Origin of the sequence: Labilithrix luteola, from assembly GCF_001263205.1 — a bacterium.
Lineage (GTDB): Bacteria > Myxococcota_A > Polyangia > Polyangiales > Polyangiaceae > Labilithrix > Labilithrix luteola.
Map to the genome: position 1 here is coordinate 4058811 of NZ_CP012333.1, position 25188 is coordinate 4083998.

The following is a 25188-nucleotide window of genomic DNA, read 5'->3' on the forward strand; positions in this document are numbered from 1 at the left end:
ATGCCTCCTCCTGCCGGCCCCGTCTGCACGGGCAATGCCAAGGAGAGACCTCGGAATTCACGCTGAATTTGCATCGCAACGCAGTGGTTGCGGCGGCTCGCGCGCAAACGAAGGAGGTGGGGCCGTTTCATCGCGCAACGGTTGCGCGATCACGCTGGCGACTCTGCCGTTCCCGCGAGCGTCTTGTTCGCGCCTCGACCTCTACAGTGGGTCGACGCTGCGCGGAGCGCTCGGCGCCAAGCCGGCTGAGAGTTCGCCGCGTCTCAGAGTTCGGGCGCCAAGCCGGCTGAGAGTTCGCGCGTCTCAGAGTTCGCGCGCCAAGCCGATTCACAGCTCGATCGTGATGCCTTCGCGCGCGGCTTCGGAGTTCGGGAAGAGGGCGCGTGCACGACGCTCCTTCTCACCAACCGCGGGGTCCGCCTGCATGGGATCGTGATGGTAGAGCACGAGGCGCTTCGCCTTCGCGGCCGTCGCGAGTTTCGCGGCTTCTTCGAACGTGCTGTGACCCCAACCGACCTTCGGCCCGCCGGTGCCGGCCGTACCGGCGTACTCCTCGGGCGTGTACTGCGAGTCGTAGATGAGCAGGTCGACTTCGCTCGAGAGCTTCACGAGGCGCGGATCGAGCACGGCGTAGTGCTCGGTGTCCGTCGCGTAGACCATGCTGCGTCCCTGGTAGTCGACGCGGTAGGCCCAGACGCCGTTGGGATGGTTTCCTGGTGCGGCCGTGATACGCACCTTGTCACCGTCGCCCGCGTCCAACTCGACGGGCACGTTGTCGAGCACGTCGTGGAACACCATCTGAGCGCCCATGTCCGTGAGGTGCACGGGAAAGTTCGGGTGGTCCATCTGGCCCGCGAGCGTTTCCTCGAGCGTGCGCGAGACGTTGTTGCCGCCGTAGAGGTGGATGACGTTCCCCTTCACGAAGGCCGGATCGAAGAACGGAAAGCCCTGGATGTGGTCCCAGTGGACGTGGCTGAAAAAGAGGTGCGCCGTGATGGGCATCTCTTTCAGGAGCTTCTTGCCGAGGAGGCGCAGGCCGGTGCCTCCATCGAAGATCACGAGCGCTTTGCCCGCACGAACTTCGACGCAGCTCGTATTGCCGCCGACCGCCACGGTGTCCGGGCCCGGGCTGGGAATGCTGCCCCGGACGCCCCAAAAGGTGATCCGCATTGCCCTCCTCGAACGGCAGTTCAAGGCAATAGGCCCTTTGCGAGGGGGGCGTCAAGGGTGGGTTTTGCTATGAACGCGTTCGGGTCTCGTCGATGTCGGTGATTTGCGTTCTCGGATGTCGTGCGACGAGCGCGACGCTTGCGCGAAGAGCGCGGGCTGCTGCCGAGATCTTCCACGCGAGGCGACCCGCGCTCGTGGTCGCGTGCGGTGGGCGCGCGTGGGATGGAATCGTAGAGGCGGACCAGATCGCCAAGATGCTCGTCGAGGGCGGTGTTCCGTCCGACATCATCGTTCGTGAGCGGTGCTCGCTCGACACGTTCGACAACGCACGTTTCGCGGCAGCGCTTCTTCGTCGGCGTGGGCTCGACGAGATCGTTCTCGTCACCTGCAGCTGGCACATGCCCCGTGCGGCCTACCTCTTCGAGCAAGCAGGGCTACGGGTCGAGGAGATGGGGGTACACCCGCCGGACGCGTCGCCCGCGGACTGGGCCTACTTTCGCGCACGCGAAGCGGTTTCGACCTTCTTCGACAAGCGGCGTAGAGTGAGGCTCGCGTGAAACGGAATCTCCTTCCGGCCCCGCTCTCGCTTGCTCTGCGGGCGGCGTGCGCGGTTGGACTCGGCGCACTGCTCGTCCCCGTCCTGGTGGCGTGCAAGAAGACGAACGGTGCGCAACCCGACGCGGGCGATGCGGGCGCAGCGAGCGTCGTCGCGCGGGCTTGGGTGGGCTCGATTGCACGCGCCGAAGACACGCGGCACGCCAAGGATGTCGGCGCGGAGCTTCGCACCAGCCATGATGTCGAAGCTCGTCGCGCGAGTGCTCGTGCGCTGGCGCGCATCGCCGATGGGCCGAGCCTCGAAGGCCTTGCCGCGCACCTCGCCGACGAAGACGCCGAGACGGTGGCCTGGGCGGCCTACGGCCTCGGATACGGCTGCAAAGGTCATGAAGACGCGCACGTGAAGATGCTCGCGGCACGCGCGGCGAGTCTCGACCTCACCATCGACCCACGCGGCGTGAAGAAACAGCGAGGTGTTGCGGAGATCGATCCCCACGTCGCCATCGCGCGTGCCATCGGTCGTTGTGGAGGAGGGCCGCTCGCCGAACAGGTGCTCGTGCCCTGGCTCACGGCCGGGCCGGCTTGGGAAGAAGCCGCCGCCCTCGGCCTCGGCGATCTCGCCACGCGTCGCAAGCAGCTCGGTGAAGGCGCCATGACTGCGCTCCTCGAAGCGGCGGCGCGAAGGGCAGGGCCCGGGGGCGACGGCGCACCGGTGGATGCGTCGTTCTATCCGCTTTCGCGTGTCGAGCCTGGAGAGACGTTCGGACGTCGCGTGGCCGACGCGGCGAAGGCAGCGCTGCTTCGCCCCGGTGATGGTCGCATCTTCGCCATCAAGGCGCTCGGCAAGAGTCGAGGCAACGAGAAGGACGTCGGGCCGGACCTCGTGCGCGTCGTCATCGACGCCAAAGGCTTCACGGCCGCCGAGCGCGCCGAGGCCGCGCGCGCACTCGGCAACCTCGGCGAGGTAGGGCAGCTCTTCGCGGCGGACGCTCTCGCGCGCCTCACGCCGGACAAAGATCCCGTCGCCATCGAAGCGCTCGGCGGCTCCGAATTCCACGTCCTTTACGCCTTGATCGGGGCGCTCGGGGCCGAACCGCCGAAGAAGGCGGAGCCGGCGCTGGGGGCGCTCTCGCGGCTCTCGACGTCGTCCGAGCCGAGGCCATCGCTCGCGCGAAGGCTCGCGGAGCTTCGTTGTTCAGCCGCGCTTGCCCTTTCGCGAGCGGCGAGTGACGCCGAGATTCTACGCAAGTGCGACGACGAGCGTTCCGCGATCTCCCAGCACGCACGGCTGACCGCACTTCTCCGCCGGCCGATCACGCACGAGCGAAAGAACGCGTTCCGGGCATTCTCGAAGAGCGAGCACCTGCGCATTCGCGAGCAGGCGGTGGACGCCATCGACACGCATGCCGAGCTCGGTGAGCTCGCAGCCACGGTGCTGGCCGAGGCGCTCACGTCGAACAAGGCTGGGCTCGTGGCCACGGCCGCCGAGGTGCTCCACTCGCATCCCGATCGGGCGATGGTTCTCGCCGAAAGCGAAAAGCGCGCGGCGCTCGATCCGCGCTCTCCGCCGCCGACCGACAATCCAAAGCAGGAGATCTCTTCTCAGGTTCTGAAAGCGCTGTCGGCCGCGCTCGCCACGAAGTGGCCGGAAGATCGCTTCGAGACCCGTATTGCGCTGATCGAAGCGGCGGCCAGCCTGCGTCATCCGGAGGCGAAAGCGGCGGCGATGGCCGGATGTTCGAGTCCGAACGTGGTCGTTCGCGAGCGCGCGACGAAGGCGCTGCGCTCTCTCGGAGAGAACGTGACGGCGTGCGAGGCGGCGCCCCACGAGCTCACGGCGGCGCCGGAGATCGACAAGGCCATCGGCAAGCCCATGCGCATCACCTTCGTGACCGACGCCGCGGAGCTCGGCGTGACGCTCGAACCGGAGCTCTCGCCCGTCACGGCCACGCGGATTGCGTCGCTCGCGCGTTCGGGGTTCTACAAAGGCATCGTCATCCATCGGGTGGTCCCTGGCTTCGTCGCGCAGTTCGGCGATCCCGACGGCGACGGGTACGGCGGCTCGGGAACGTCGCTTCGTTGCGAGACGTCGCCCGTGCCCTTCGCGCCGTTCGACGTGGGCATGGCCCTCGCTGGGCGTGACACCGGGTCGAGCCAGCTCTTCATCACGCTCTCGCGCACGCCTCATCTCGACGGCGAATACACGCGCGTGGGCCACGCCGACGGCGACTGGGCATCCGTCGCCGAGGGGGACGTCATCACCGACGTTCGGGTGGGCGAATAACCACATATTCGCTAACCTGCCGCCCGATGCTTCTCGCGATCGACGTCGGCAACACCAACATCGTCTACGGGCTCTTCGATGGATTGAAGCTCGTCCATCAGTTCCGGGTCGAGACGAGCCGCGGCCGTACGGCGGACGAATACGCCGTCATCCTTCGCCAGCTCCTCGCCATGCGCGACGTGAAGCCGAGCGACGTCGATGCGGCCATCATCGCCAGCGTCGTTCCTGCGCTGACCGATCCGATGCTCGAGCTCGTCCGGCGTGCCTTCGGCCGCGAGGCGCTCGTGGTCGGCCCCGGCATCCGCACCGGCATGGCCATCCTCTACGAGAACCCGCGTGAGGTCGGCGCCGATCGCATCGTCAACGCCGTCGCTGCGTACGAGCGTTTCCACGGCGGCCTCATCGTCGTCGACTTCGGTACGGCCACCACCTTCGACTGCGTCTCGCCGAAGGGCGAGTACATGGGCGGCGTCATCTGCCCGGGCATCCAGATCAGCGCCGACGCGCTCTTCGCTCGCGCGGCCAAGCTTCCCCGCGTCGAGATCGCCAAGCCCCCGCGCATCGTGGGGCGCAACACGCAGCACTCGATGCAGTCCGGCATCGTCTACGGCTACGTCTCGCTGGTCGACGGTCTGGCCGAGAAGCTCATCGAAGAGCTCGGCTTCCCCTGCACCGTGGTGGCGACGGGCGGTCTCGCGCGACTCATCGCGCCGCTCTCGCGCACGATCCAGGAAGTCGACGACGAGCTCACGCTCACCGGGCTTCGCATCATCTACGAACGCAACATCGGATGACCGGCGACCGCGCTTCGCGAGCCGGCGGGCGCCCATCGAACCGTCTCGTCCTCGTCGGCTGCGTCGTCGTTCTGCTGCTCGCGATCGTCGTCGGTGCGAGCTTCGGCACCGATCCGGTTTCGCTCGTGACGGCCGTGCTCGATTCCTCGTCGCGCGATCACGACATCGTGTTCGCCGTGCGACTCCCGCGCGTGCTCCTCGGAGCGCTAGCCGGTGCGGGGCTTTCCATCGTGGGCGTCGCGCTCCAAGGGCTTCTTCGCAATCCGCTCGCCGAGCCTTACGTGCTTGGCGTCTCCGGCGGCGCGGCGTTCGGGGCGACGCTCGCCATCCTCGGCGGTCTCACGGGAGCGACAATGCTCGGCGCGTCGCTCGTGCCGGTGGCCGCGCTCCTCGGCGGTCTCGCCGCCACGGCGCTGGTTCATGCATTCGCCGCGGCATCGTCGGGCGCGAGGAGCACGAGCTTCCTTCTCGCGGGGATCGTCGTGAACTCGATCGCGTCGGCGGCCATCACCTTCGTGAAGACGCTCATCGCCCCGGCGAAGGCGCAGGAGCTCCTCTTCTGGCTCATGGGCTTTCTCGACGTGCCGTCCCAGGCATCGCTCGTTGCGCTCGCTGTCTACGTTGCGCTCGGCTCCGCGGTTCTTCTCCTCGACGCCGCACGCCTCAACGTGCTTTCGCTCGGTGACGACGCCGCGAGCATCTCGGCATCCGCGTGCGCTCGGTGGAGCTCCGCACGCTCGTCGCGAGCTCGCTCGTCGTTGGCGCGATCGTGAGCGTGACGGGGCTCATCGGCTTCGTGGGCCTCATCGTGCCGCACATTCTGCGGCGGCTTCTCGGCGCCGACGCACGCGTGCTCATGCCGGCATCGCTGCTTCTCGGCGGCGCGGCGCTCGTTCTGTGCGACCTGATCAGCCGCGCATCGTTCCGTTTTCTGTCGACCGAGCCGCCCGTCGGCGCCGTGACGGCGCTCATCGGTGGTCCGCTGTTCTTGATTCTGCTTCGCCGTCGCGCAGTCTGAAGAGGCGCGCGACGAACGGAATCAGAAGCGGCCGTCGAGGCTGAGGCCCGACATGTTCGCGCCGGCCCACGGAGTGACGCGGAGAGCCGTACCGGTCTCGGTCTTCACCGGTCCGGTCGGCTCGACGAAGTGCCAGAGGAGGCCGATGGCCACGAGGCCGAGGCCCGACGCTCCGAGGACCGCGCCGAGGACCGGACGCGAATCGGCGTCGCCAGCCTTCTCTTGCGAGGCTTTGAAATCCGAGTCGGACATGCCGACCGGGTGCACGCAAAGCTGCGTGCCCTTGTCACAATTTGCGGGCCGGTCGGGCGAAGTCGCAAAGATGACGGCGCCCGTCGCAAGGGCGGCAACACCGACGCCGACGACGACCCACGGAAGCACCGTGTGCTCGCGCACGACCGCGGGCTGCGAAGGATTCTCGACCTTCGTGACCTCGGGCTCGCCACCCTCGAAGGTCACGGTGATGTTGCGCGACTTCTCGCCTTCCTTGATGACCGCCTGCTGGGTCACCGTCGGATAGGTCGGGTGCTCGAACTTGAACGTGTGCGCGCCGGGATCGACGTTCACCGCCTTGCCATCGAGCTTGTTGACGAGCACCTGGTCGTCGACGGACACCGTCACGTCGACGAGATCGCGATTCCCGCGATCTTTCGCGCCGAGAACAACGGTCGGAATCGAGGCTTGGAGGTCGGTCTGCCACTGCGTGCAGTCGTGACGAACGACCGACGGGCAGCCTTCCGCGCCGCAAACGAGGAACTGTTCGCGCGCCTCACGCAGCTTTCCAGCAGCGCGTGCGCGTTGCCCTTTCTCCGATGCCGCGAGGCACGCTTGCACGTTCGCTGCGTGCGCCGTTCGAGGCGTGGCGAGCGTGCTGACGCTGGCGATGGAGAACAGAGCGAGGCACGAAAGCAGGAGGCGAGAGGCCCTCATGCCTCCATCCTACGCTTTCATTTCTGCAGGCACTGCTCTTTGTAATGTTTGACGCCTTGCGCGTCGTACCAAGTCGGGTTCGAGCAGTCCTCGGCCGGGGGAGGCGGAGGCGGAGGCGGGATCGTCGGCGTGGCAGAAGCGGATGGCGCCGCCTTGGTGCCGCCACCCGCGCCACCGTTCTGTCGCGGCTTGGTGCCGCCCGACGACTTGGTGGACGGGGGACCGTTGCGATCGGTCACGTGATTGTTGCTGGCCGCGGTCGCGCTGGCGCTCGTTCCACTCGGCTTTTCGCTGCTCGCGGAGGTGGACGTGGCCACGCCGGTCATGTCGGGGCCGGGGGTTGCCGACACGACCGCCGTGGGATGCGGGTCGACCGGGGCAGCCTCACGTGCGAGCGTACGCTTGTAGACGACGCTCGTTCCGAAGGCGCCTGCCGTGAGGACGATGAGCGCGAAGGCGACGAGCACGAGGCGCTTTCCGCCACTCTTGGGCGGCGCCACCACGGCGCCATGCGTACCCGTGGCGACCGAGATCGATGACGGTTGTGTGACGGGCGGCCCGTCGATGAAGAGCGGCGACGACGTTCGCGGTACGCCATGACCGAACGAGTCGACCGGGACGATGCCCGACGTCGATGGCATCGATGCTGCCTGCGCGCGCATCGCGTCGGCGGAGGACGTGTATCCCGGCGCCGACCCGAGGCCTTGCGCCGCCATCATGGCGCTGATGCTCGCGGCCGTCGGCATCACGCCTGGTGGCATCGCGCCCGTCATGGGACTGCCCGACTCGAGGCGTGGAAGGCTCTCGGGGCCAGGTGCGGAGAGCACGCTCAGCACGTGGTTTTCAGGAGCGATCGAGATTGATGCGCTGCTCTCGATTTCGGCGATCAACGCCGCGCGTGAAGTCAGGACGTCTTTGGCGACGCTCTCGACCCAATCACCGATCTCGGAGGCCGTGGCGGGCGGGCAGCGGCGTTCGAGCTCGAGGGCCATCTCGCGCGCGCTCTGGAAGCGATCCTCCGGCTTCATCGCGAGCGCGCGGAGGATGACCGAGTCGAGGCTCTCGACCGACCGCGAGCCGGGCTTCGGCGGTGTGGGCTTCGCATTCAGCACCTTGCTCGGCGCTTCGATCTTTCCTTCGAGGACGCGCGCGACGACGACGCCTTCGTTGTCGCCCGTGAAGAGGCGCTGGCCGGTCACGAGCTCCCAGAGCATGACGCCGGCTGCGTAGATGTCGGTCTGACGCGTGACGACGGCGCCGCGGAGTTGCTCCGGCGGCATGTACGCGAGCTTGCCTTTGATCTGCCCTTCGCGCGTCGTCTGCATACGACCCGCGGCCTTCGCGACACCGAAGTCGAGGATCTTCGCGACACCGTCGGTGCCGACGAGGACGTTTTGCGGGGAGACATCGCGATGGACGATTCCGAGAGGCTCGCCGCGCTCGTCTTTCGCTTCGTGCGCGGAGTGGAGTCCGTGGAGGACGCCCGCCATGATGCCGCTCAGAATCCGGAGCGGGACGGTCTGCTGCTGCTCTCGCAGGACGCGCGCCAGTCGCGAGAGCGACTCGCCCGGCACGTATTCCATGACGAGAAACAGCTCGCCACCCGTGGCGACGACGTCCAACGTGGGGACGACGTTGGGGTGACGAATGCGCGCTGCGAGCCGCGCCTCGTCGAGGAACATCGAGACGAACTCGGGGTCGGAAGCGAACTGCGCGTGCAGTCGCTTGATGGCGACCGTTCGCGAAAAGCCCACCGGCCCCATGAGGCGGCCAAGATGGACCGTGGCCATGCCACCAGCCGCGATGGCGCCATAGAGGGCGTATCTGCCCACGACGCGGACGTCTTGAGTGGTCGGACCCACCGACTCGTATCGTAGCTGGGCTCTTTGCATTGCGCGTAGCAAAGATGGAAATGAAGAAAGGCACCGACACGGTAACACCGTGTGGGCGCCTTTCTTGTGCATTCTTGGTGTCGGGACGCAGTCGGGACGTGAGGTTCGAGTGACGCTGGGTCTGCTCGTTCTCCTGCTCGGCCCGTGCGGAGCGGCTCTCGGATTGCGGCTGTCTTCAGCCGCTTCAGCCCCGCCCGAATACCATTTTGCGTCGTAATTACTTTTGGGTCGCAGCTGCCGCGAGCGCCGCCTGCTGCTGCTGGAGCATCTGCTGGAGGCCGCGCGACTGCTCGATCGCGAACTGCTTCACTTCGCGGTTCGGCGAGGTGGCGAGCTTGTTCAGCAGGGCCGTGAGCTTCTGCATGTCACGCGCCTGGAACAAAGCCTGGAAGTAGTTGTGCGCGATACGGACGTCCTGCTGCATGAGCGCCTCGTGCGGGGCGAGCAGCTTGATGACCTCGTCGAGCTTGCCGCTCTGGCCGTAGAGGGCCGAGAGGACGATGAGCGGGATCGGGTCGGCCGGCGAGCGCTCGACGCCACGCTTGGCGAAGCCGATCGCCTTGTCGCGGGTCGTCTCGTCGCCCGCGTAGAAGCCCTGGAGGGCGACGAACGGAGCGGCGGTCTTCGCGTTGACGGGGACGTTCGCGAGCTCTTCGATCGCCGCCACGGCCTTGTCCTCGCTCTCCGACTCCTTCACGAAGTTGAAGAGGTAGGCCCAGGCGTCGACGTTGCCCGGCTGGATCTGGATGGCGCGCTCGACCGAGTCACGCTCCGCCTTCGCGTCGTTCTTCGCGTGGAACAGCTTCGCGAGGTGGAGGCTCGGGTACGGGTTGTCCTTCATCAGGTTCTGGGCGCCCTTGAGGGTGCCTTCCGCCTTGTCGAGCTTCTCCTGAGCGAGCTGCGCGACACCGAGGGCGAGCCAGTCGTTGCCGTCGCCACCGCGCGCCACGATCTTCGCGAGCACGGCCTCCGCCTTCGCGGGGAACTCGTACTTCATGAGCTCCTGCGAGTAGATGCGGCCGCGATCGAGATCTTCCTGGTTCTCGGTCCAGTGCTTCTCGAGGCCGGCGAGGAGGTCGTCGCGGCCGATGGCGATCGGGCGACCCTGATCGTCCTGCACCTGAACGGCGGGGCCGTTGAAGCCGAGGAGCTTCCAGACCTGCTCCATCGTCACGGCGACGGGGCCGTTGACGATCTCCTTCTCGACCTGCTGGCCGTTGGGGCCGAGCGGGATGAGAACGAGCGCGTTCGCGGGGACGCCATTCGGGAACGCCTGGATGGGCGCGAGAATGGCTGCGCCTCCCTGGATGGAGAGACCTCCGTCTTGGGGCGCAGGGCCAGATCCGGGGGCGTTGGGCTTCGGCGGGGCGTTCGTGGACTGGGTCATGAGAGGTCGCGGAAGCTAGCACGGAATAAGGGCGCGATGGATGGGCGCCCGGGCCGTTCCTTTGGGCGCCTTGATCCATCCTTGTCTCGTGCGTCGCATTCCCGTGAAATTCAGGGGTCAGAGCGGTGGGGAGGGGGGCTTGTCCACCGCACGCTGAGGAGGAACCTCCGCCCCGGGAGGGGATAATCGTAGAGGTCCCCAATGGGCTTTTGGACGGGCCCGAGCACGCCCGCATACTCGGCCACGCGCAGGTCGAAGAGGTTTCGGAGATCGAGCGCGACGTCGAGGCCGGGCACACCCGGCACGGAGAGACGAGCTCCCGCCGAATGCAGCGCGCGCGCCGGCACCATATTGTTTTCGTCGCCCTTCGCGTCCGTCTGGATCCCCGAGACGAAGTCGAAGCCGTAGCGCACGCGAACGGGACCGACGGTGTACGCGAGATCGAGCACGAAATCCTGCTCGGGGCGGCCCGGCAGCCCTGGCCGTTCACAAACCTGGTTCACGTAATGGCAGTCGCTCTCGTTCACCGTCGCCATCGACGTCTGCGAGACGCGCGCCTCGAACCCGGCGATGCCCGCGTTCACCTCGGCTTCGACACCATAGAGCCGCGCGCGGCCGATGTTCGTCGCCTTCGCGCGGCCGTAGGCGCCTTGCGGGACGAACACGATGAGATCGCTCGCCCACGTCGAGAAGCCCGCGACCTCGGCATGGAGGCGCAGTGGACCGAAGCGCCGATCGAAGCGTGCTCCCGCGTCGACCGTCGTCGCCTCCTCGGGACGGACCTCGGGATTGCCGATGAACGCGCCGCGCCCGAAGCGTTCGCTGAACGACGGTGGACGCGCGACGTAGCCGCCGTGCGTCGCGAGCGCGATGGGACCGAGCACGCTCTCGAGTCCGAGATGTCCGGTGGGGCGGAAGGAGCTCGAGCTCGAACCGTCGTCGCTGCTGTCGAACCAACCGTCGGCGCGTCCGCTCGCGGCGAGCACGAGAGGCCGCGCGACGCGCATCGTGCCGTCGAACGCGAGGCCCACGTTCGATCGCCTGGCGCCCGTGGGCTGAGGCTGATCGACCCATTCTCCCGGCGAGAATCGCTCGAGGCTTCCGTCGACACGCGTCTCGATCGTGCTGCCTTCGCTCGGGCGCGTCTTCCAACCGACGCTCGCTCCCGTGGCCAGGATGGCGTCGTTCGTGGACGAGGGAAGGCCGAACTTCTTCGCCTCCGAGCTGGCGTCGTGGTTCGAGGTGCCCTCGCGTCGGCCCCATCCGCGGACGCCGAAAGTTCCCGCTCCGAACGGAACGGTGAGCTCGATGGCCTCGAGGAGGCGGGTCGAGTCGAGCGTCTGATAGGGCGTGGGAACGGAGACGGTTCCAGGGATCTCCTGGTGACGCGCTTGCGCGAGCGTGGTGACCGTGAGGGCGCCCGTCTTGGTCGCGCCGAGTCGGACCGGGAGGCCGAACGAAACGATACCGCTCGCGGCGGCGTGCCCGGAGTTCACTCGTCGCACGGGTGCGTTCGAGTTCGGATCGACGTAGGTGAAGTCGTCGCCTGCGCGCGAGGCGCTGATGCCGGTGGCGATGCGAAAGCCGTCGTCTTCGCCCCGGACGTCGCCTACGCGAAGGCGTCGCGAGCCATACGAGCCGGCCGCGGCCCACACGTCCGTGGTCGTGGGCCCGCGTGCCGAAGGAGGGTCGAGCACGAGCGTTCCGCCGAGCGATCCTCGACCGAGCGCTGCCGGAGCGAACGAGCGGTAGACGCGCGCGCGGACGCCAGGCCAGAGAGGCAACGTCGCGAGATCGAGGGTGGGATCGGCGCCGCCGCTCAGCGGAACGCCCGCGAGGTAGATCGCGACCTGCGTCGAGCTCGTGCCGCGAATCGAGAGCGTGGCGAACGAATCGTCGGCGCCGAGGCGGCGCACGTGCACGCCGGGCAGGGGCTCGACGAGGCTCGCCGCGTCGGTGATCTCGCGCGGGCTGTCCTCGATGCGCGCCTGGGAAACGAAGCTTCCGGCTTCGCGCCCGCGGACGGTGACCTCTTCGAGCGAGCGCGGCGTTTCCACGCTCGAGCTCGATGCGACCTCATCGGCCGCGGCAGGTCGTGCGACGCTCGCGACGACGGCGACCGTGAGCGCGACGGGCGCAATGGCAAGGCGGGCGAGGCGGGAACGGCGGGAACGGCGGGAACGCGAAGCTACGGCGACGCTTTTTGCCATCCTCCGCGGGCGCCGCATTTCGGCCCACGCTCTACCATGGGCGACCTTCGCAGGTCCGTCGCATCTGGGCTAAGCTTCACCCAATGTCGTCCGTAGCGTACGCGATCGTCGCCATCCTCGGGCTCGCGCTCTTGATGGTGGTCCACGAGGGAGGTCACTACCTGGCAGCGCGGCGGTTCGGCATGAGGGTGACGAAGTTCTCGATCGGCTTCGGCCCCACGCTCTGGAAGCATCGCCCCAAGAACTCCGAGACCACCTTCCAGATCGGCATCATCCCGTTCCTCGCCTACGTGCAGATCGCGGGCATGAACCCGTACGAGGAGATCGACCCGAAGGACAAGAGCAGCTACGCGAACGCGTCGCTCGTGGCCCGCGTTTCGGCGATCGCCGCGGGGCCCCTCGCGAACTACCTCTTCGCGTCGGTGCTGATGTTCTTCGGCTTCCTCATCGGAGGAAACACCGTGGTCGACGAGACCACGATGCGAATCGCCGTCGACAAGGACAATGCCGGGCCGGCCGCAGTGTCGGGCATGAAGCGCGGCGACCGAATTCTCGCGGTGAACGGTGAAGCGATCCACGACTGGAAGCAGCTCCAGAAGGTCGTCGGCTCGCACCCGGGCGACAAGCTCGACGTCGAGATCGAGCGCGGTACCGAGAAATTGCACGTTTTCCCGGTTCCCGTCGCCGACGCTCCCAACAAGCCCGGGCGCATCCTCATCGGGCAGTTCTCCGAGGTCGTTCCGGTGACGGTCGGTCAGGCGGCCGTGCTCAGCGTCACCGAGCCGCCGAAGGTCGTCGTCGCGCTCGTCAAAGGGCTAGGGCGCATGCTGACCTTCAAGGAGAAGCCGGAGTTCAGCGGCCCGGTCGCCATCGGTCGCGAAGTCGCGGCGGCCGCCGAGGACGGCGTCCACACCTATCTCAAACTGCTCGGCCTCTTGAGCGCGTACATCGGCGCCTTCAACCTGCTGCCGTTCCCGGCGCTCGATGGAGGGCGCCTGCTCTTCCTCGGGTTCGAGGCGGCCTCACGGAGGCGCGCCGACGCGAAGATCGAAGGAACGGTGCACGCCATCGGCCTGCTCATGTTCCTGACGCTCATCGCCGTCATCACGTACTCCGACTTGCTGATGCCGAAGCACTGACGCCGTCGCGAAGCGAAACGACGCGAAAAGCGACGTTCGAACGCGTGTGAGAAGGGGAGCTCAACCGCCCGAGAGCCCTTCTCACGCACGACTTTGCGACTTAGTTTCACGTGCATGTACTACGCATCACCTCGTGAGCTCGAGCGCGTGCGTGCGCACGCCAACGACGCTCTTTGGATCACCTATCGCTGGATGACCCTCGGGCTCGCGACGACCGGCATCGTGGCGCTCTTGACCGCCAGCTCGCCGGCCATGCTGAATCTCATCTTCGGCAATCGGCTCGTCTTCTGGGGCCTGATCATTGCCCAGCTGGGACTCGTCTTCAGCTTCACCGCGGCCGCGGCGCGTGCGCGCACGGCCACCGTCGCGACGATGTTCTTTGCGTACGCGGCGCTGACGGGCCTGACCTTCGCGTCGCTGTTTTTGATTTACACGGGCGCATCGATCGCGAGCGTGTTCTTCATCACGGCGGGCGCCTTCGGCGGGCTCTCGGCGGTCGGCCTCTTCACCAAGCGAGACCTGAGCGCCATCGGCCGCTTCGCGATCTTCGCGCTGTTCGGCATCATCATCGCCTCGATCGTGAACATCTTCGTCGCGAGCGCAGGCTTCTCGTTCCTCGTGAGCATCGCCGGTGTGCTGATCTTCGGCGCGCTGACCGCGTACGACACGCAGAAGCTCAAGAACATGTATGCGAGCGGTGAGGTTCACGCGAACGTGCCGCTGGTCGGCGCGCTCGTCCTCTACCTCGACTTCGTGAACATGTTCCTTTTCCTGCTGCGCCTCTTCGGCAGCCGCAGGGAGTAACGCCAAGCGCGCGCTGCGCCTCGAGAGCGAGGGCGCACGCTCGGCTAGGGTTGCCGCATGGCGGAGAGGATTACTTCTTCTCCGCCATCTTTTTTGCCATCTGCTCGCCGAGCGCTTGGGCGCGCATCGTTGCGGCTTCCACGGCGTCGATGAGCGTGCGGCGGAGGCCACCCGATTCGAGGGTGTGCAGGCCCGCGATGGCCGTTCCGCCCGGGCTCGTGACCATGTCCTTGAGGCGGCCGGGGTGCTCGCCGGTTTCGAGCAGGAGCTTGGCCGAGCCGAACACGGTTTGCGCTGCGAGCAGGAGCGCGGTGTCGCGATGGAGCCCGACCTTCACGCCGCCGTCGGCGAGCGCTTCGATCATCAGCATCACGTAAGCGGGGCCGCTTCCCGAGAGCCCGGTGACGGCGTCGAGCAGCGTTTCGTCGAGCGTCACGACGCGACCTACGGCCTCGAAGATCGCGCGTGCGACGGCGAGGTCCTCGTCGGTGGCGTGTGTGCCTGGAGCGATGGCCGTGGCGCCTGCGAGCGCCGTCGCGGGCGTGTTCGGCATCGAGCGCACGACGCGCGTTCCGTCGGGGAGACGATTCTCGATCGCCGAGACCGGCACGCCGGCGGCGACGGAAACGACGAGCTGATCGGGCCGAATGTCTTTGCCGACGGCCTCGAGCACCTTGTCGATGACCTGCGGTTTGACGGCGAGCACCACGACGTCGCTCGTGCGTACGAGCTCGTGGTTGTCGGACGTGGTGCGGATGCCGTGCGTCTGGTGGAGGGAGGCGAGGCGCTCGGCCTTCACGTCGCTGACGATGATCCCTGCCGGCGGCACGAGCTTCGAATGGAGCAGACCCTTCACGAGGGCCGCGGCCATGTTGCCGGCACCGAGGAATCCAAGCGTCTTCTTCATCATGTCGTCTTTGCTTTCGTTCGATCGTCGCGGGGTGTCGAGAGACCCGTCTCTCGCTAATCGGCGCCCATGGGCCAAGCCGCAGGGGCCAGCACGTCGGTGAACCACTCGTCGACCGGGTGGCGCGCCTTGCTGCCGTCTTCACCCATATCGGCCGCCACCCGTTCGTGTCGGGCACGCAGGAGGGCACGTCGGGCGAGCGACGGATCCTCGTACATCGCCGCGGCCCACGTCACGCCGAGGACCATGAGCTTGTCGTCGGACGAGAGGTGCACGAAGCGCTTCGCGAGCACGACACGCGCACCGTGACCGATGGGGGCAAGCGCCTCTTCGCGATAGCGTCGAGGAATGAGGAGCGTTCCGGCCTTGGCGGCGAGCGTGACGCCGTGTCCGGGCATGCGGTCGGCGAGCACGTAGCGAATGGCGTCGATCACCGCGATGCCGCCCATGCGACGCATCTCGATGCGCTGCACGACGTCGTTGCGCATGACCTCCATGTCCATCGCGGGGATGCCGAGCTTGTTGGCGAGCACTCGCACCACGTGCTCTTCGCGCGGATCAATCTGGTCGCTGGCCGCGGCGAGCCAAGCTCCTCGCACGAGCGCTTTGGCGACGGCCGGTTCGATGTCTCCGTAGACGTCGAGCTGCTCGACCGGCACCGGGAGCTCGGCGTAGAGCGTCTGAGCGTCGGCGTCGGGCAGGCCGAGCGAGGCGATGACGCCTGCGATGGTGCGTGCTTCCTCGGCGTCGAGCGGGCCATCGGCGATGGAGACCGCGCGAAGCACGCGAACGGCGAGCGTGCCCAGGCGTTTGACGCGCTGGACGTCCTTGTCGCTGGGCTTCGAAGAGAAGATCGCGCGCAGACCTCGAGCGCCCGCTTCGAGCGTGACCTTCTCGCGGATGACCTCGCTCATCGGCATCCACGCCGGCGCATGAATCGGCGCCATGGCGCGTGTCATCTCGACCACCCACGGGTCGAACTCCATCGACATGGTGTTGAGCCGGTGACCTGCGAGAATCGCCGCATAGGCCTCGCCGCGACGCTTGCCGAGCCCTTCGAGCGCGATCGGGCCTCCGCCGCTCGCCAGCGCAAAGATGCCGTCTTCCGCGAGGGCTCCCACGAGCCTACCGAGCGCGTAGGTCTTCGGGTCGATCGACGGGGCGTACGCATCCATGGTCATGCCGTGAACGGTAACCGGACGGCGCGCGATGGCCCACGGAAAGTTGGCCGTCTCGATCGGGCTCTGACAGGGTGGGGCCTGCCATGGTCTCAGCCGTGAAAACGCGGTTTCGCATGTCGACGGCATCGCTCGCGACGGTGGCTGCGCTCGGCTCCTTCGCGCTCGGCTCGCTTCTCGGTGCGTGTGCGCTCCAGGATGCGCTGAGCACGGGCGGCGGCAGCAGCTCGGCGAGCGACGCGGGCGGGTCGGATTCGGGGGATGCCGGGCTCGTCGGTGCGGGATGTGGAATCGACACGAGCAGCGGAGCATCGCTCTGCCGCGCGACGAGTCAGTGCCCGAACGTCGTGGTCGACTCTGCCGCGTATCCTCACTGCGGCTTCCGCATTCGCGGGACCGTGAGCGAGCTCGTGTGCGGATGCGGAAACTCCATCTGCTCGATGGGGGCGTTCACGACGTGCGCGCAGGCCGCCCAGCTTCTCACGGCGCAGACCGAGCAAGAGGTCTGCGTGCAAGTCGCCGAGGAGCGCTGCACGACGAACAGGTCGACGGGTAGCAGCTCCAGCTCGTCGAGCTCCGGCTCGAGCGGAAGCTCGTCGACGTGCGATCGCCAGTGCCTCGCCGAGTGCGGTGGCGGCGCCGCGTGCGCGAGCGTCTGCAACTGTTCGTGAGAAAGCACACGAGCGTGCTCCGGCAAGCGGGGCACGCTCGTGATCGCGTTCGAGAAAACGTCAGACGATCTGCTTGGCGATCAGACGAGCCTCTTCGCGCTCCTTGAGCGACTCGAGGATGATCACTGCAGTCTCTTCGATGGCGCGGCCGGTGACGTCGATGACGGGCCAGCTCGGGTGCGTCGAGAAGATGCTCTGCGCGTATTCGAGTTCGGCTTTGACCTGGTCCTTCAAGCCGTAGTTCGCGTCGACGCTCATGCCGAGCTGGCGAAGGCGGGCCTTGCGGATCTCGACGAGGGGCTCGAGGCCGATCGTGAGGCCGACCACGCGCTCCTGGTTCGCCTCTTCGAGCTCCGGAGGCGGGCTCACGCCGAGAACGATCGGGAGGTTTGCGACCTTCAGACCGCGCTGGGCGAGGAGCGTGGAGAGCGGCGTCTTCGACGTGCGGCTGACGCCGACGAGGACGAGGTCCGCCTTCTTGAAGTTGCGAGGCTCCTTGCCGTCGTCGCTCTTGACGGTGAACTCCACCGCTTCGATACGGCGGAAGTACTCGTCGGAGAGCGGAAGCATCGCACTCGGTGTGTTGATCGGCTGGCGGTCGAGATAGACCGAGAGCTTTCCAATCAACGACCCGATGAGGTCGAGGGCTTCCACCCGAAGCTCGTAGCTCGACGCGTGAATGAACTCGCGTAGCTCCGGGCTGACGACGGTGAAGACGACGAGGGCTCCCTCACGGGCAGCACGCTCGAGGATCGGGCGCGCGGCTTCCTTCGTCCGCACGCGGGTGTGCAGACGGAGCTGAGCTCCCGAGTGGGGGAACTGGAGCATGGCGGCGCGGACGACCTTTTCAGCCGTCTCGCCCGTGGAGTCCGAAAGGACGTCGATGCGCTTGGCGTCCACGATGAAGGCTTGTGTACCACGCTTGCGGGACGCCTGGCAGACGAACCCGCCGGAAGCGGTTCTAAACGCTGGATCGGGGGGGAATGGACCCAGAGGTGGATCGCCGCTGATCCCGGCGAAATGCGACCGGCGGGCGGTCGGGTTCTTGCCGAGCCGTATTCTCTCGACCCGAGCCTCTCCTTCCCGTTGAATGGAGTTGCTCCGCGTGCTCGCTACCGTGAGCACGGAAGATGCAGAGGCACACTGCACCGGTTTCCACCCAGCGGAGAGCGGCGGGAATATTACAGCCATGTCAAACCGAGGAATGCTTCCGAAGTTTCGGCCGCTGAGCGAAGGACGCGAAGGTCCTGCGCGCCCGGCGATCCGTCCCGTGAAGCCCTCGCCGCCGCCGCCGCCGCCAACCCCCTTGCGCCGTACGTCCGACGTGCGCGTTCGCGAATCGCGTCCGCCTCGCTCGTATAGCGAGCTCGTCGACTCGGACAACGACACGACCGATCGCGATCCTCGCAAAAGCTACGACGAGCCCCCCACGCTCGATACGGAGCCCGCGACGCTCGACGGTTGCCCGGCGACGTCGCCGATTCGTAGCGTTGCGCCGTCGTTCCAGGTGCGCGAGATGCGTGAGCTGGCGCTGTCGTTCGACGAGGAGACGCAGGCGCGCCCGATCGACGATCATCTGCTCTCGAGCAGCCGAGACGACGCGCACGCCGCGTCCGATCTCGACGCGGCGCTGGTCTCTCTGCCTTCTCTCGAGGTTCGCGCGCCCTTCGATTCGTACGAGGCCGCGTTCGCCGAGCGCGATCCGGTCACGCTCCACGCCTCGCAGGCTCGCAACTCGTCGGACTCGTCGGAGTCTTCGTACGAGCCGTATCCGGCGCCGCCGCGTTCCTATCAGGAGGCGACCCCGCGCGCCCAGCGCCCGAACGAAGGCTCGGGACCGCGCGAGCGACCCGAAGCGCGCCCTGAAGCGCGTCCGGAGCCGCGTTTGGAGGTGCGCCCGCGCACGGCATCGTATGCTGCGCCTGTGCCCGCGTTCGACGACATCAGCGAGTCCAACCAGTGGGCGCGCATGGCGGCCCGCGGCCCTCAAAACATGCGTTCGGGTCCGTCCTATCCGCCGCCGCCTCCGGCTCCTGCCGCCGCCCCCGCTCACTACTCTCAGCCGCCGATGCCGCGGCCGATGCAGCTCACGCCGCCGCCGGACGCCTGGCAGCGCGCGCCGATGCACCCGCAGCAGAACATGATGACGGCGCCGATGCAGGCGGCGCCTGTGGCTCCCTACCGTCCGGCGCTTTCGTCGCCCGCGGCTCCGGTGAGCCCGTCGATGATCCTCCACCAGCAGCAGCTCGCGGCGGGCGTCGTCTCGGGACCGTATGCCCCGGTGGGCACCGTACGCGGGCAAATTGCGCCCATGCCGGCCGAGGCTCCGAAGCCTTCGCGCTTCGCGTGGTTCGTGGCCGGCGCCGCGTTCGGTGTCGCCTTCGCCTTCTTCGCCACCGGGGTGTTCTCGGGTAAGCGTCCTCACGAAGAGGCGACGAATGCTCCGGTCGGCACTCACGCACCGGTGCAAGTGACGGCGACCGCCCAGGGAACGATTCCGGTTCCCGTCCAGGTGGCCACGCCCGTCACGCCGGTCGTGCAGGCGCAACCCGTCTTTGCAGCGCCGCAGCCCGTCGCGGTCGCGCCGCCGGTTCAGACGGTGCAGGCCGTCCAGCCGGTGGCTCCGCGCGTTGCGGCCCCGGTCGTCGAGCCGACGCCGGTCTCGACCTTCCAGCTCGCCGACGCTGCGAAGTCGGCCCCCGCGCCGACCGTCGAAAAGCACACGGCACCTCCGCCCGCTCCTCACGCCGCTCCGCGCGCCACGACGGTCGCACGTCGTCCCGCGGCTCCCGCGTCCACGGGCGCTTCGGCCCCGTCGATCCCGAAGCCCATTCAGGGCGCGGACATCGACCCCGCCCCGAGCGGCGGCGGCGATAACTTCGGCGACCTCTTGGGGGCCGCTCTTAAGCCCTAGGTCCTAGTAGGGGGCTTTCCCCTCCTCGAATAGCGACTCGACAGTGGAGTCGCTGCACCACCATCGACTCGGCTGCACATCGCCAGACACGCGCCTGACAGCGACGCGCAACGCCGAGGAACTGCTCTCGCAGGTCGCCATAACGTGAGCGGCGGGTTCTTCGTCGCGCTCATAGCGCGACGCGCCGAAGGCGACCCGCCGCGACCCCCGGGGGAGGCTCGAGGCCGTCAGGCCTTGAGGGGGGCAGAGCCCCCTACCTGCCTAGTCTTGGATGAAGTCGGTACGTGTGTAGATTGCAACGAGTGGCAGGCCCGCGGCTTCGATCGCGGCGCGGCCGCCTTCGAGGCGATCGACGAGCGTGACCACGCCCGCGACCTTGTAGCCCGCAGCGCGGAGCTTCTCGACGGCCTTGAGCGTCGAGCCGCCGGTGGTCGTCACGTCTTCGAGGATGACGAGCGTGGCGCCCGGCGGGAGCTTCGTGTCGCCTTCGACGAGGCGCTTCGAGCCGTGATCTTTGGCTTCCTTGCGTACGTAGACGGCGTCTTTGGGCGCTCCGCGGAGGAAGCTCGTGAGAGCGACGGCGCTGGCGAGCGGGCAGCCGCCGAGCTCCACACCCGCGACGGCATCGCAAGGTGGAAGCTGGGCGAGAGCGTCGAGCATGAGCTCGCCGACGAGCACGTGGCCCTCGGCCGTCAGCACCGTCTGCTTGCAGTCGATGAAGAAGTCGCTCTCCTTGCCGGAGGCGAGCACGACGCGTTTGCGCGCGAACGAACGCTCGCGCAGCAGTTCGACGAGGCGCGAGCGTGCGGTGCTCATCAGCGCTTCTTCTGGACGGCCTTCGTGCCCTTCTTGAGGACAGGAACGACCGGAGGGGGCGGCCCGGGGCGAGCGCCCGCGAGCGTGCCGAGCGGCAGCTTGTTGGTCGCGCCGTTGGTGGGCTTCGCCTGGGGTTTCACGACGGGGGCCGGAGCCGGAGCGGGCGCGGGCTTGGCCGGGAGGGGGGCGGGCACAACGCGCGGACGCTCTTCGCGAACGCGCTCTTCACGAATTTGAGGCGCCACCACGCGAGCCGGAGCCGGCGCTGCGGTACGGGCGGTGGCGGTGCGTGCTGCCGGACGAGCCGTGCTGGCGGCGCCGGTCTGCACGTGACCGCGAACGAGACCGCCCTGGGCGATGGCGATGCGGGGCGCGCGGAGGTCGCCGACGACGCGAGCGCCGGCTTCGAGGACGATCTGCTCTTCGGCGACGAGGTCGCCCTTGATGGCGCCGCGGACGACGATACGGCGCGCGTTGATCGGGCCGGCGACGAGGCCGCTCGTGTCGACCAGCGCTTCGCCGGTGCAGGCGATTTCGCCTTCCACGCGGCCGGCGACTTCGACGTCGCCGCTTCCGTTGATGCGCCCGCGGATGAACGTGGCGCGGCCGATGACGGTCGGATCAGCCATGGATTCCTCTTACACGTCCATGTCGACGTTGCCCTTGAACTGGGCGCCGTCGGCGATGGTGATGCGCGTGGCCTTGACGTTGCCAACGACCTTCGCGCCGTTCTGGAGGTCGACGCGATCGCTCGAGGAGATGTTGCCCGTCACGATGCCGGCGACAGCTACGGGGCCGCTCGCGATGTCGGCTTCGACGATGCCGCCGGGCTCGATCGTGACCGCGTCCTTGGCCGTCAGCTTGCCGCGCAGGGTGCCCTGAACGAGGACATCCTCGTCGCTCGTGACTTCGCCTTCGATCGTGATGCCTGCGCCGATGACCGTGCTCGCCATGTCGTCCTCCGCCTAGGGGCTTATTTTCGAGAAAGCTGCGACGAACGCAGCGCTCAGCGGCGCCTTCCGGTGCCGGCAGTCCCCGTGAGCTCGGGGGGTAGATCGAAATCGGCGTCGAGACGCCCGTTGAACTCGGCTCCGTCTTCGATGGCCACGAGCTCCCCGCGGACGTCACCGTGGACGCGAGCGCCAGCCTCGATACGGACGACGCCGCGCGCGAGGATGTCGCCGTCGAGCTCGCCCTGGACGGTCACGGCCTGCGCCTCGACGTTCGAGGTCGCCCGTGCGCCGCCGATCAGCGTGAGGTCGCCACGGAGGGTGATGTCGCCCTCGATGCTTCCTTCGATCAGCAGATCGCCGTCGCCCGACACGCGGCCGCGCACGCGTGTTGCTCGGCCGATGACTGCTTCGCGACCCGCCTCGCCATTCGAACGCGTCGTTCTTGCCATCGTGCGATCGGCTACTAGTACAGGCGCCCCGTGCTGTCACCAGTTGAGGGGGCCCCGTGCTAAGCTGCGCGCGCTTTGAGCCGGGCTGGGTCCTTCCTTGCATGGGGGTTGTGTGCGGTGCCGCTCGTCGGCGTCGTGGAGCTCGTGCTCCACGCCAAGCAGACGAGCGGTGACGTCGTCACGGACGACCAATGGGTTGCCGCGCGCGATGCCGTGCGTTCCGAGGCAAAACCAGGCGATCTCGTCGTGTTTGCCCCCTTTTGGGCAGACCCGCTCGGGCGGCGCTTCTTCGGTCACGAGCTTGCGGGCATCAAGGGGGAAGCGCGACCGGACGTGTCTCGTTTTCCTCGGGCCTTCGAGGTCTCGATTCGCGGATCCCACGACGCCGAGCTCGCCCACTGGCGGAAGGTGTCGGAGCGCAAGGTCGGGCCGGTCTCGATCGGTCTGTACGAGAATCCTTCACCCCTGAAGATTCTGACCGACCTGCTCGAGCGTGTCGGTCCCGAGAAGATGACCGTCGCCAAGGTCGAGGGCGAGCACGAGCAGGCGTGTACGTGGAGCCACGGAGCCGGGCAGCCGGGTGGCCTCGGCGTTCCGCAAGGCCCCGCCATCCCTGGGGACAAGTTCAATTGCCCGAGTGGCGGTTACGTGGGCGCGGCCGTGCTCCATGCGCTCGACCATCATCCCCACCTCTGCCTTTTCGTGTCGTCGACCAGCGGGACGGTGAAGCTTCGTTTTGCCGACGTCGACTTCGGCGAGGCTCTCCACGGTCATGCCGGTGTCCAATGGGTGACGGACCGCACGCCGTCGGCCGAGGAGAAGACGAAGCTCGCCTTCTCGGCCTTCGATCGGCCGATCGGGCAACACGCCCATCGCATTGGCACCGGATGGGTGCCGTTCGAGTTTCCGACACCGGACATCGCGGGCAAGCGCGGTGAGCTCGTCGTCGAGGTCACGGGAAGCGGTCAAAGGCAGTTTTGCTTCGAGGCGGATACGCGATGAGCGAGGCAACCGAGCTTCCCCAGGGCGACAAGGCGACCGGTGAGGTTTCGGCGGAGACGTCGAAGACCGACCAGCACGACGAGCGCGCCGAGAAGGCCGAGCAGGCCGAGTCCAAGGCGCCGGAGAGCGCCGAGGCTCCGGCGTCTGCGGAGAAGGGCGACGAGCCTGCCGACTTCGGCACACGTGCCAAGGCGTGGGCCCGCAAGAACGCCGACCCGCTGATCGGTCTCGGGATCGCCGTCGCGTACGTGGCCTGGCTGCTCGGCACGGCGCGCACCCTCGGTTTCTCACGCGACGAGGGCTTCTACTTCACGGCGGCGTCCGACTACGAGCGCTGGTTCAAGCTGCTCCTCGAAGCGCCGAGCAAGGCCATCGAGCGAAGTGCGGTCGATGCGAGCTGGTCGAGCAACCACGAGCATCCGTCGCTCATGAAGAGCCTGTTCGCGGTTTCGCACATGCTCTTCCACGAGAAGTGGAAGGTCTTCTCCGACGCGAGCACCGCGTTCCGTTTCCCCGGCATGCTCATGATGGGGCTCGCGCTGTGGGTGACGTACATGTTCGCTGCGCGCGCCTACTCGCGTCGCGCCGGTGTCATCGCAGCGATCGCGCTCGGCCTGATGCCGAACACGTTCTACCACGCGCATCTCGCGTGCTTCGACGTGCCCATCATGGCGATGTGGGTCACGTGCGTGTACGTCTACTGGCGCGCGGAAGGTGGCGGCAACGCACCGGGAGAGAAGCCCACCGGCGGGTTCGGTTGGGCGGTTGCCGCGGGCCTCGTCTACGGTCTCACGCTCGAGACGAAGCACAACGCGTGGATGCTTCCGGCCGTCATTCTCCCGCACGCGATCTTCGTGCACGGTCGTCGGATCTCGCGCAGCGCCTCACGCGCTGGAAGCATTCCCATTCCTGCGTCGCTCGTGGCCATGGCGACGCTCGGCCCGGCGGTCTTCGTTCTCCTCTGGCCGTGGCTCTGGAACGACACGCTTCCTCGTATCCAGGAATACGTGAACTTCCACGTTCACCACGACTACTACAACATCGAATTCCTCGGCCGAACCTACTTCGGCCCGCCGTCGCCGCGCTCGTACATGCCGGTGATGATCATGGCCACGGTGCCGACGATCACGCTCGTGCTCTTCTTGGTGGGCGCCGTCGATCGTCTCCGCTTCCTCCTCGCCCGTGCCTCGGTGGGCCTCGGCGACTGGCTCGGCCGCGCGTTCCCTTGGCCGAAGGATGCTCCGGCGCGCGACCGCTTCCAGACCGATCTCCTCATCTTCCTCGCGCTCGCCGTTCCGCTCGGCCCCTTCGTCTTGCCGCGCACGCCGATCTTCGGCGGCACCAAGCACTGGATGCCCGCGTATCCGTTCCTGGTGATCCTCGCGGGCCGCGGCTTCGACCTCGTGTGGCAGCGCATCGAGGCGGCTCTCTCCTCGAAGGTGGCGCTCGACGCCACGAAGGCGCGCCTCGCCCAGGTCGTCGTCGCCGCGCTCTCGTTCGGTGGAGCGCTCGCCGTCACGATCCACTCGCACCCGTTCGGTCTCTCCTCCTACGTGCCGTTCTTCGGCGGCACGGCGGGCGGCGCCGATCTCGGTTTGAACCGGCAGTTCTGGGGCTTCACCACGGAGAGCCTCGCGTCCTACTTCGAGAAGAACACGAAGCCGGGCGATACGGTCTACATCATGGATACGGCGTGGCCTTCGTGGGTCCGCATGGTCGAAGAGAAGCGCGTGCCGCCGTGGCTTCGCGGCGTCGGCAGTCCCGCCGAAGCGAACTTCTCGATCGTGCACCACGAGCAGCACATGAACGAAGTCGACTACAACATCTGGACGGAATACCACTCGTCCACGCCCGACTACGTTCTCACGCACGACGGCGTCCCGATCATCACGGTCTACCGTCGTAACGCGACCCGCCCGTCGCGCTGATTCACACATTTGGGCGAGTGGCGGGACGTCGCCACGCCCGAGGGCGGCTCGAGCTGGCGTGGTGCCGTCCTTCTGCGGGGACGAGCCCCCGAGCTCGCGCGCACATGTCGGTCTTTGGCAATCGCGTTGCTTTTGCGAGCGAGGTTCGTTTCGCCACGCGAAGGCCCGATGCGACCGATACGACCGA

The 25188-nt window shown here is 67.5% G+C and carries 21 protein-coding genes and 1 pseudogene; 10 read left to right on the plus strand and 12 right to left on the minus strand.

Annotated elements, in window-relative coordinates; all coding sequences use genetic code 11:
• Positions 1-327 precede the first annotated feature (327 nt).
• A complete protein-coding gene (locus AKJ09_RS18130; protein WP_146648458.1) occupies positions 328-1170 on the minus strand; it encodes an MBL fold metallo-hydrolase in 843 nt (280 codons plus the stop codon).
• Positions 1171-1262: 92 nt separating this feature from the next.
• On the opposite strand from AKJ09_RS18130, the gene AKJ09_RS18135 reads away from it, so the two are divergent.
• The 4 genes and pseudogenes from AKJ09_RS18135 (at position 1263) to AKJ09_RS18150 (ending at position 5821) form a co-directional block, all read left to right on the plus strand.
• Positions 1263-1727 (plus strand): YdcF family protein, encoded by a 465-nt coding sequence (locus AKJ09_RS18135; RefSeq protein WP_146648459.1) that lies wholly within the window; start codon positions 1263-1265, stop codon positions 1725-1727.
• Positions 1724-4009 carry a peptidylprolyl isomerase gene (locus AKJ09_RS18140; RefSeq protein WP_146648460.1) on the plus strand — a complete coding sequence of 762 codons (2286 nt, stop codon included), beginning with the start codon at positions 1724-1726 and terminating at the stop codon, positions 4007-4009. The genes AKJ09_RS18135 and AKJ09_RS18140 overlap by 4 nt, the downstream gene beginning before the upstream one ends.
• Before the next feature lie 26 nt (positions 4010-4035).
• Positions 4036-4803 (plus strand): type III pantothenate kinase, encoded by a 768-nt coding sequence (locus AKJ09_RS18145; RefSeq protein WP_146648461.1) that lies wholly within the window; start codon positions 4036-4038, stop codon positions 4801-4803.
• Positions 4800-5821, plus strand: a pseudogene (locus AKJ09_RS18150) (FecCD family ABC transporter permease). The gene AKJ09_RS18145 and the pseudogene AKJ09_RS18150 overlap by 4 nt, the downstream one beginning before the upstream one ends.
• A 21-nt stretch (positions 5822-5842) precedes the next feature.
• Here AKJ09_RS18150 and AKJ09_RS18155 read toward each other — a convergent pair.
• The 4 genes from AKJ09_RS18155 to AKJ09_RS18170 form a co-directional block, all read right to left on the minus strand.
• Entirely contained in the window at positions 5843-6751 is a 909-nt protein-coding gene (locus AKJ09_RS18155) for a hypothetical protein (protein WP_146648462.1), read from the minus strand.
• 17 nt (positions 6752-6768) lie between these two features.
• Positions 6769-8613: a serine/threonine protein kinase gene (locus AKJ09_RS18160; RefSeq protein ID WP_169927632.1), complete on the minus strand. Its 1845-nt coding sequence runs from the start codon at positions 8611-8613 to the stop codon at positions 6769-6771.
• A 247-nt stretch (positions 8614-8860) separates the two neighbouring features.
• Positions 8861-10030: a tetratricopeptide repeat protein gene (locus AKJ09_RS18165; protein WP_240488511.1), complete on the minus strand. Its 1170-nt coding sequence runs from the start codon at positions 10028-10030 to the stop codon at positions 8861-8863.
• Between the two features lie 110 nt (positions 10031-10140).
• A complete protein-coding gene (locus tag AKJ09_RS18170; protein ID WP_169927633.1) occupies positions 10141-12087 on the minus strand; it encodes a TonB-dependent receptor plug domain-containing protein in 1947 nt (648 codons plus the stop codon).
• A gap of 236 nt (positions 12088-12323) precedes the next feature.
• Here AKJ09_RS18170 and AKJ09_RS18175 point away from each other — a divergent pair, with 236 nt between their 5' ends.
• Both AKJ09_RS18175 and AKJ09_RS18180 read left to right on the plus strand, forming a co-directional pair.
• Entirely contained in the window at positions 12324-13379 is a 1056-nt protein-coding gene (locus tag AKJ09_RS18175; RefSeq protein WP_146648465.1) for a M50 family metallopeptidase, read from the plus strand.
• A 114-nt stretch (positions 13380-13493) separates the two neighbouring features.
• Positions 13494-14183: a Bax inhibitor-1/YccA family protein gene (locus AKJ09_RS18180; protein ID WP_146648466.1), complete on the plus strand. Its 690-nt coding sequence runs from the start codon at positions 13494-13496 to the stop codon at positions 14181-14183.
• 70 nt (positions 14184-14253) lie between these two features.
• Here AKJ09_RS18180 and proC read toward each other — a convergent pair whose 3' ends face one another.
• Both proC and AKJ09_RS18190 read right to left on the minus strand, forming a co-directional pair.
• Complete coding sequence (proC, locus tag AKJ09_RS18185) at positions 14254-15093, minus strand: pyrroline-5-carboxylate reductase (RefSeq protein WP_146648467.1); 840 nt, start codon at positions 15091-15093, stop codon at positions 14254-14256.
• A gap of 53 nt (positions 15094-15146) precedes the next feature.
• Positions 15147-16271, minus strand: a complete 1125-nt coding sequence (locus tag AKJ09_RS18190; RefSeq protein WP_146648468.1) for a tellurite resistance TerB family protein — start codon at positions 16269-16271, stop codon at positions 15147-15149.
• A 95-nt stretch (positions 16272-16366) separates the two neighbouring features.
• Between AKJ09_RS18190 and AKJ09_RS18195 the strand changes: the two genes are divergently transcribed.
• Positions 16367-16939 (plus strand): hypothetical protein, encoded by a 573-nt coding sequence (locus AKJ09_RS18195; RefSeq protein WP_146648469.1) that lies wholly within the window; start codon positions 16367-16369, stop codon positions 16937-16939.
• Between the two features lie 60 nt (positions 16940-16999).
• On the opposite strand, the gene AKJ09_RS18200 is transcribed toward AKJ09_RS18195, so the two are convergent.
• Entirely contained in the window at positions 17000-17839 is an 840-nt protein-coding gene (locus AKJ09_RS18200) for a pyruvate, water dikinase regulatory protein (protein ID WP_240488512.1), read from the minus strand.
• Between the two features lie 289 nt (positions 17840-18128).
• Between AKJ09_RS18200 and AKJ09_RS18205 the strand changes: the two genes are divergently transcribed.
• Positions 18129-19853: a hypothetical protein gene (locus AKJ09_RS18205; RefSeq protein WP_146648470.1), complete on the plus strand. Its 1725-nt coding sequence runs from the start codon at positions 18129-18131 to the stop codon at positions 19851-19853.
• A 261-nt stretch (positions 19854-20114) separates the two neighbouring features.
• Here the strand turns inward: AKJ09_RS18205 and pyrE are convergent, their stop codons facing one another.
• Genes pyrE through AKJ09_RS18225 form a run of 4 tightly spaced genes read right to left on the minus strand, consistent with a single transcriptional unit; the run spans position 20115 to position 22071 of the window.
• Positions 20115-20669 carry an orotate phosphoribosyltransferase gene (pyrE, locus tag AKJ09_RS18210; protein ID WP_146648471.1) on the minus strand — a complete coding sequence of 185 codons (555 nt, stop codon included), beginning with the start codon at positions 20667-20669 and terminating at the stop codon, positions 20115-20117.
• Positions 20669-21298, minus strand: a complete 630-nt coding sequence (locus tag AKJ09_RS18215; protein ID WP_146648472.1) for a bactofilin family protein — start codon at positions 21296-21298, stop codon at positions 20669-20671. Before AKJ09_RS18215 ends, pyrE begins: the two co-directional genes overlap by 1 nt.
• A gap of 9 nt (positions 21299-21307) precedes the next feature.
• Positions 21308-21622, minus strand: coding sequence for a bactofilin family protein (locus AKJ09_RS18220; protein ID WP_146648473.1), 315 nt, complete (start codon positions 21620-21622; stop codon positions 21308-21310).
• Positions 21623-21675: 53 nt separating this feature from the next.
• Positions 21676-22071 carry a bactofilin family protein gene (locus AKJ09_RS18225; RefSeq protein WP_146648474.1) on the minus strand — a complete coding sequence of 132 codons (396 nt, stop codon included), beginning with the start codon at positions 22069-22071 and terminating at the stop codon, positions 21676-21678.
• Positions 22072-22188: 117 nt separating this feature from the next.
• Here AKJ09_RS18225 and AKJ09_RS18230 point away from each other — a divergent pair, with 117 nt between their 5' ends.
• On the plus strand, positions 22189-23073 hold the full coding sequence (locus AKJ09_RS18230) for a hypothetical protein (RefSeq protein WP_205633733.1): 885 nt from the start codon (positions 22189-22191) through the stop codon (positions 23071-23073).
• Positions 23070-25001 carry an ArnT family glycosyltransferase gene (locus AKJ09_RS18235; protein WP_146648476.1) on the plus strand — a complete coding sequence of 644 codons (1932 nt, stop codon included), beginning with the start codon at positions 23070-23072 and terminating at the stop codon, positions 24999-25001. The genes AKJ09_RS18230 and AKJ09_RS18235 overlap by 4 nt, the downstream gene beginning before the upstream one ends.
• The last annotated feature ends 187 nt before the right edge of the window (positions 25002-25188 follow it).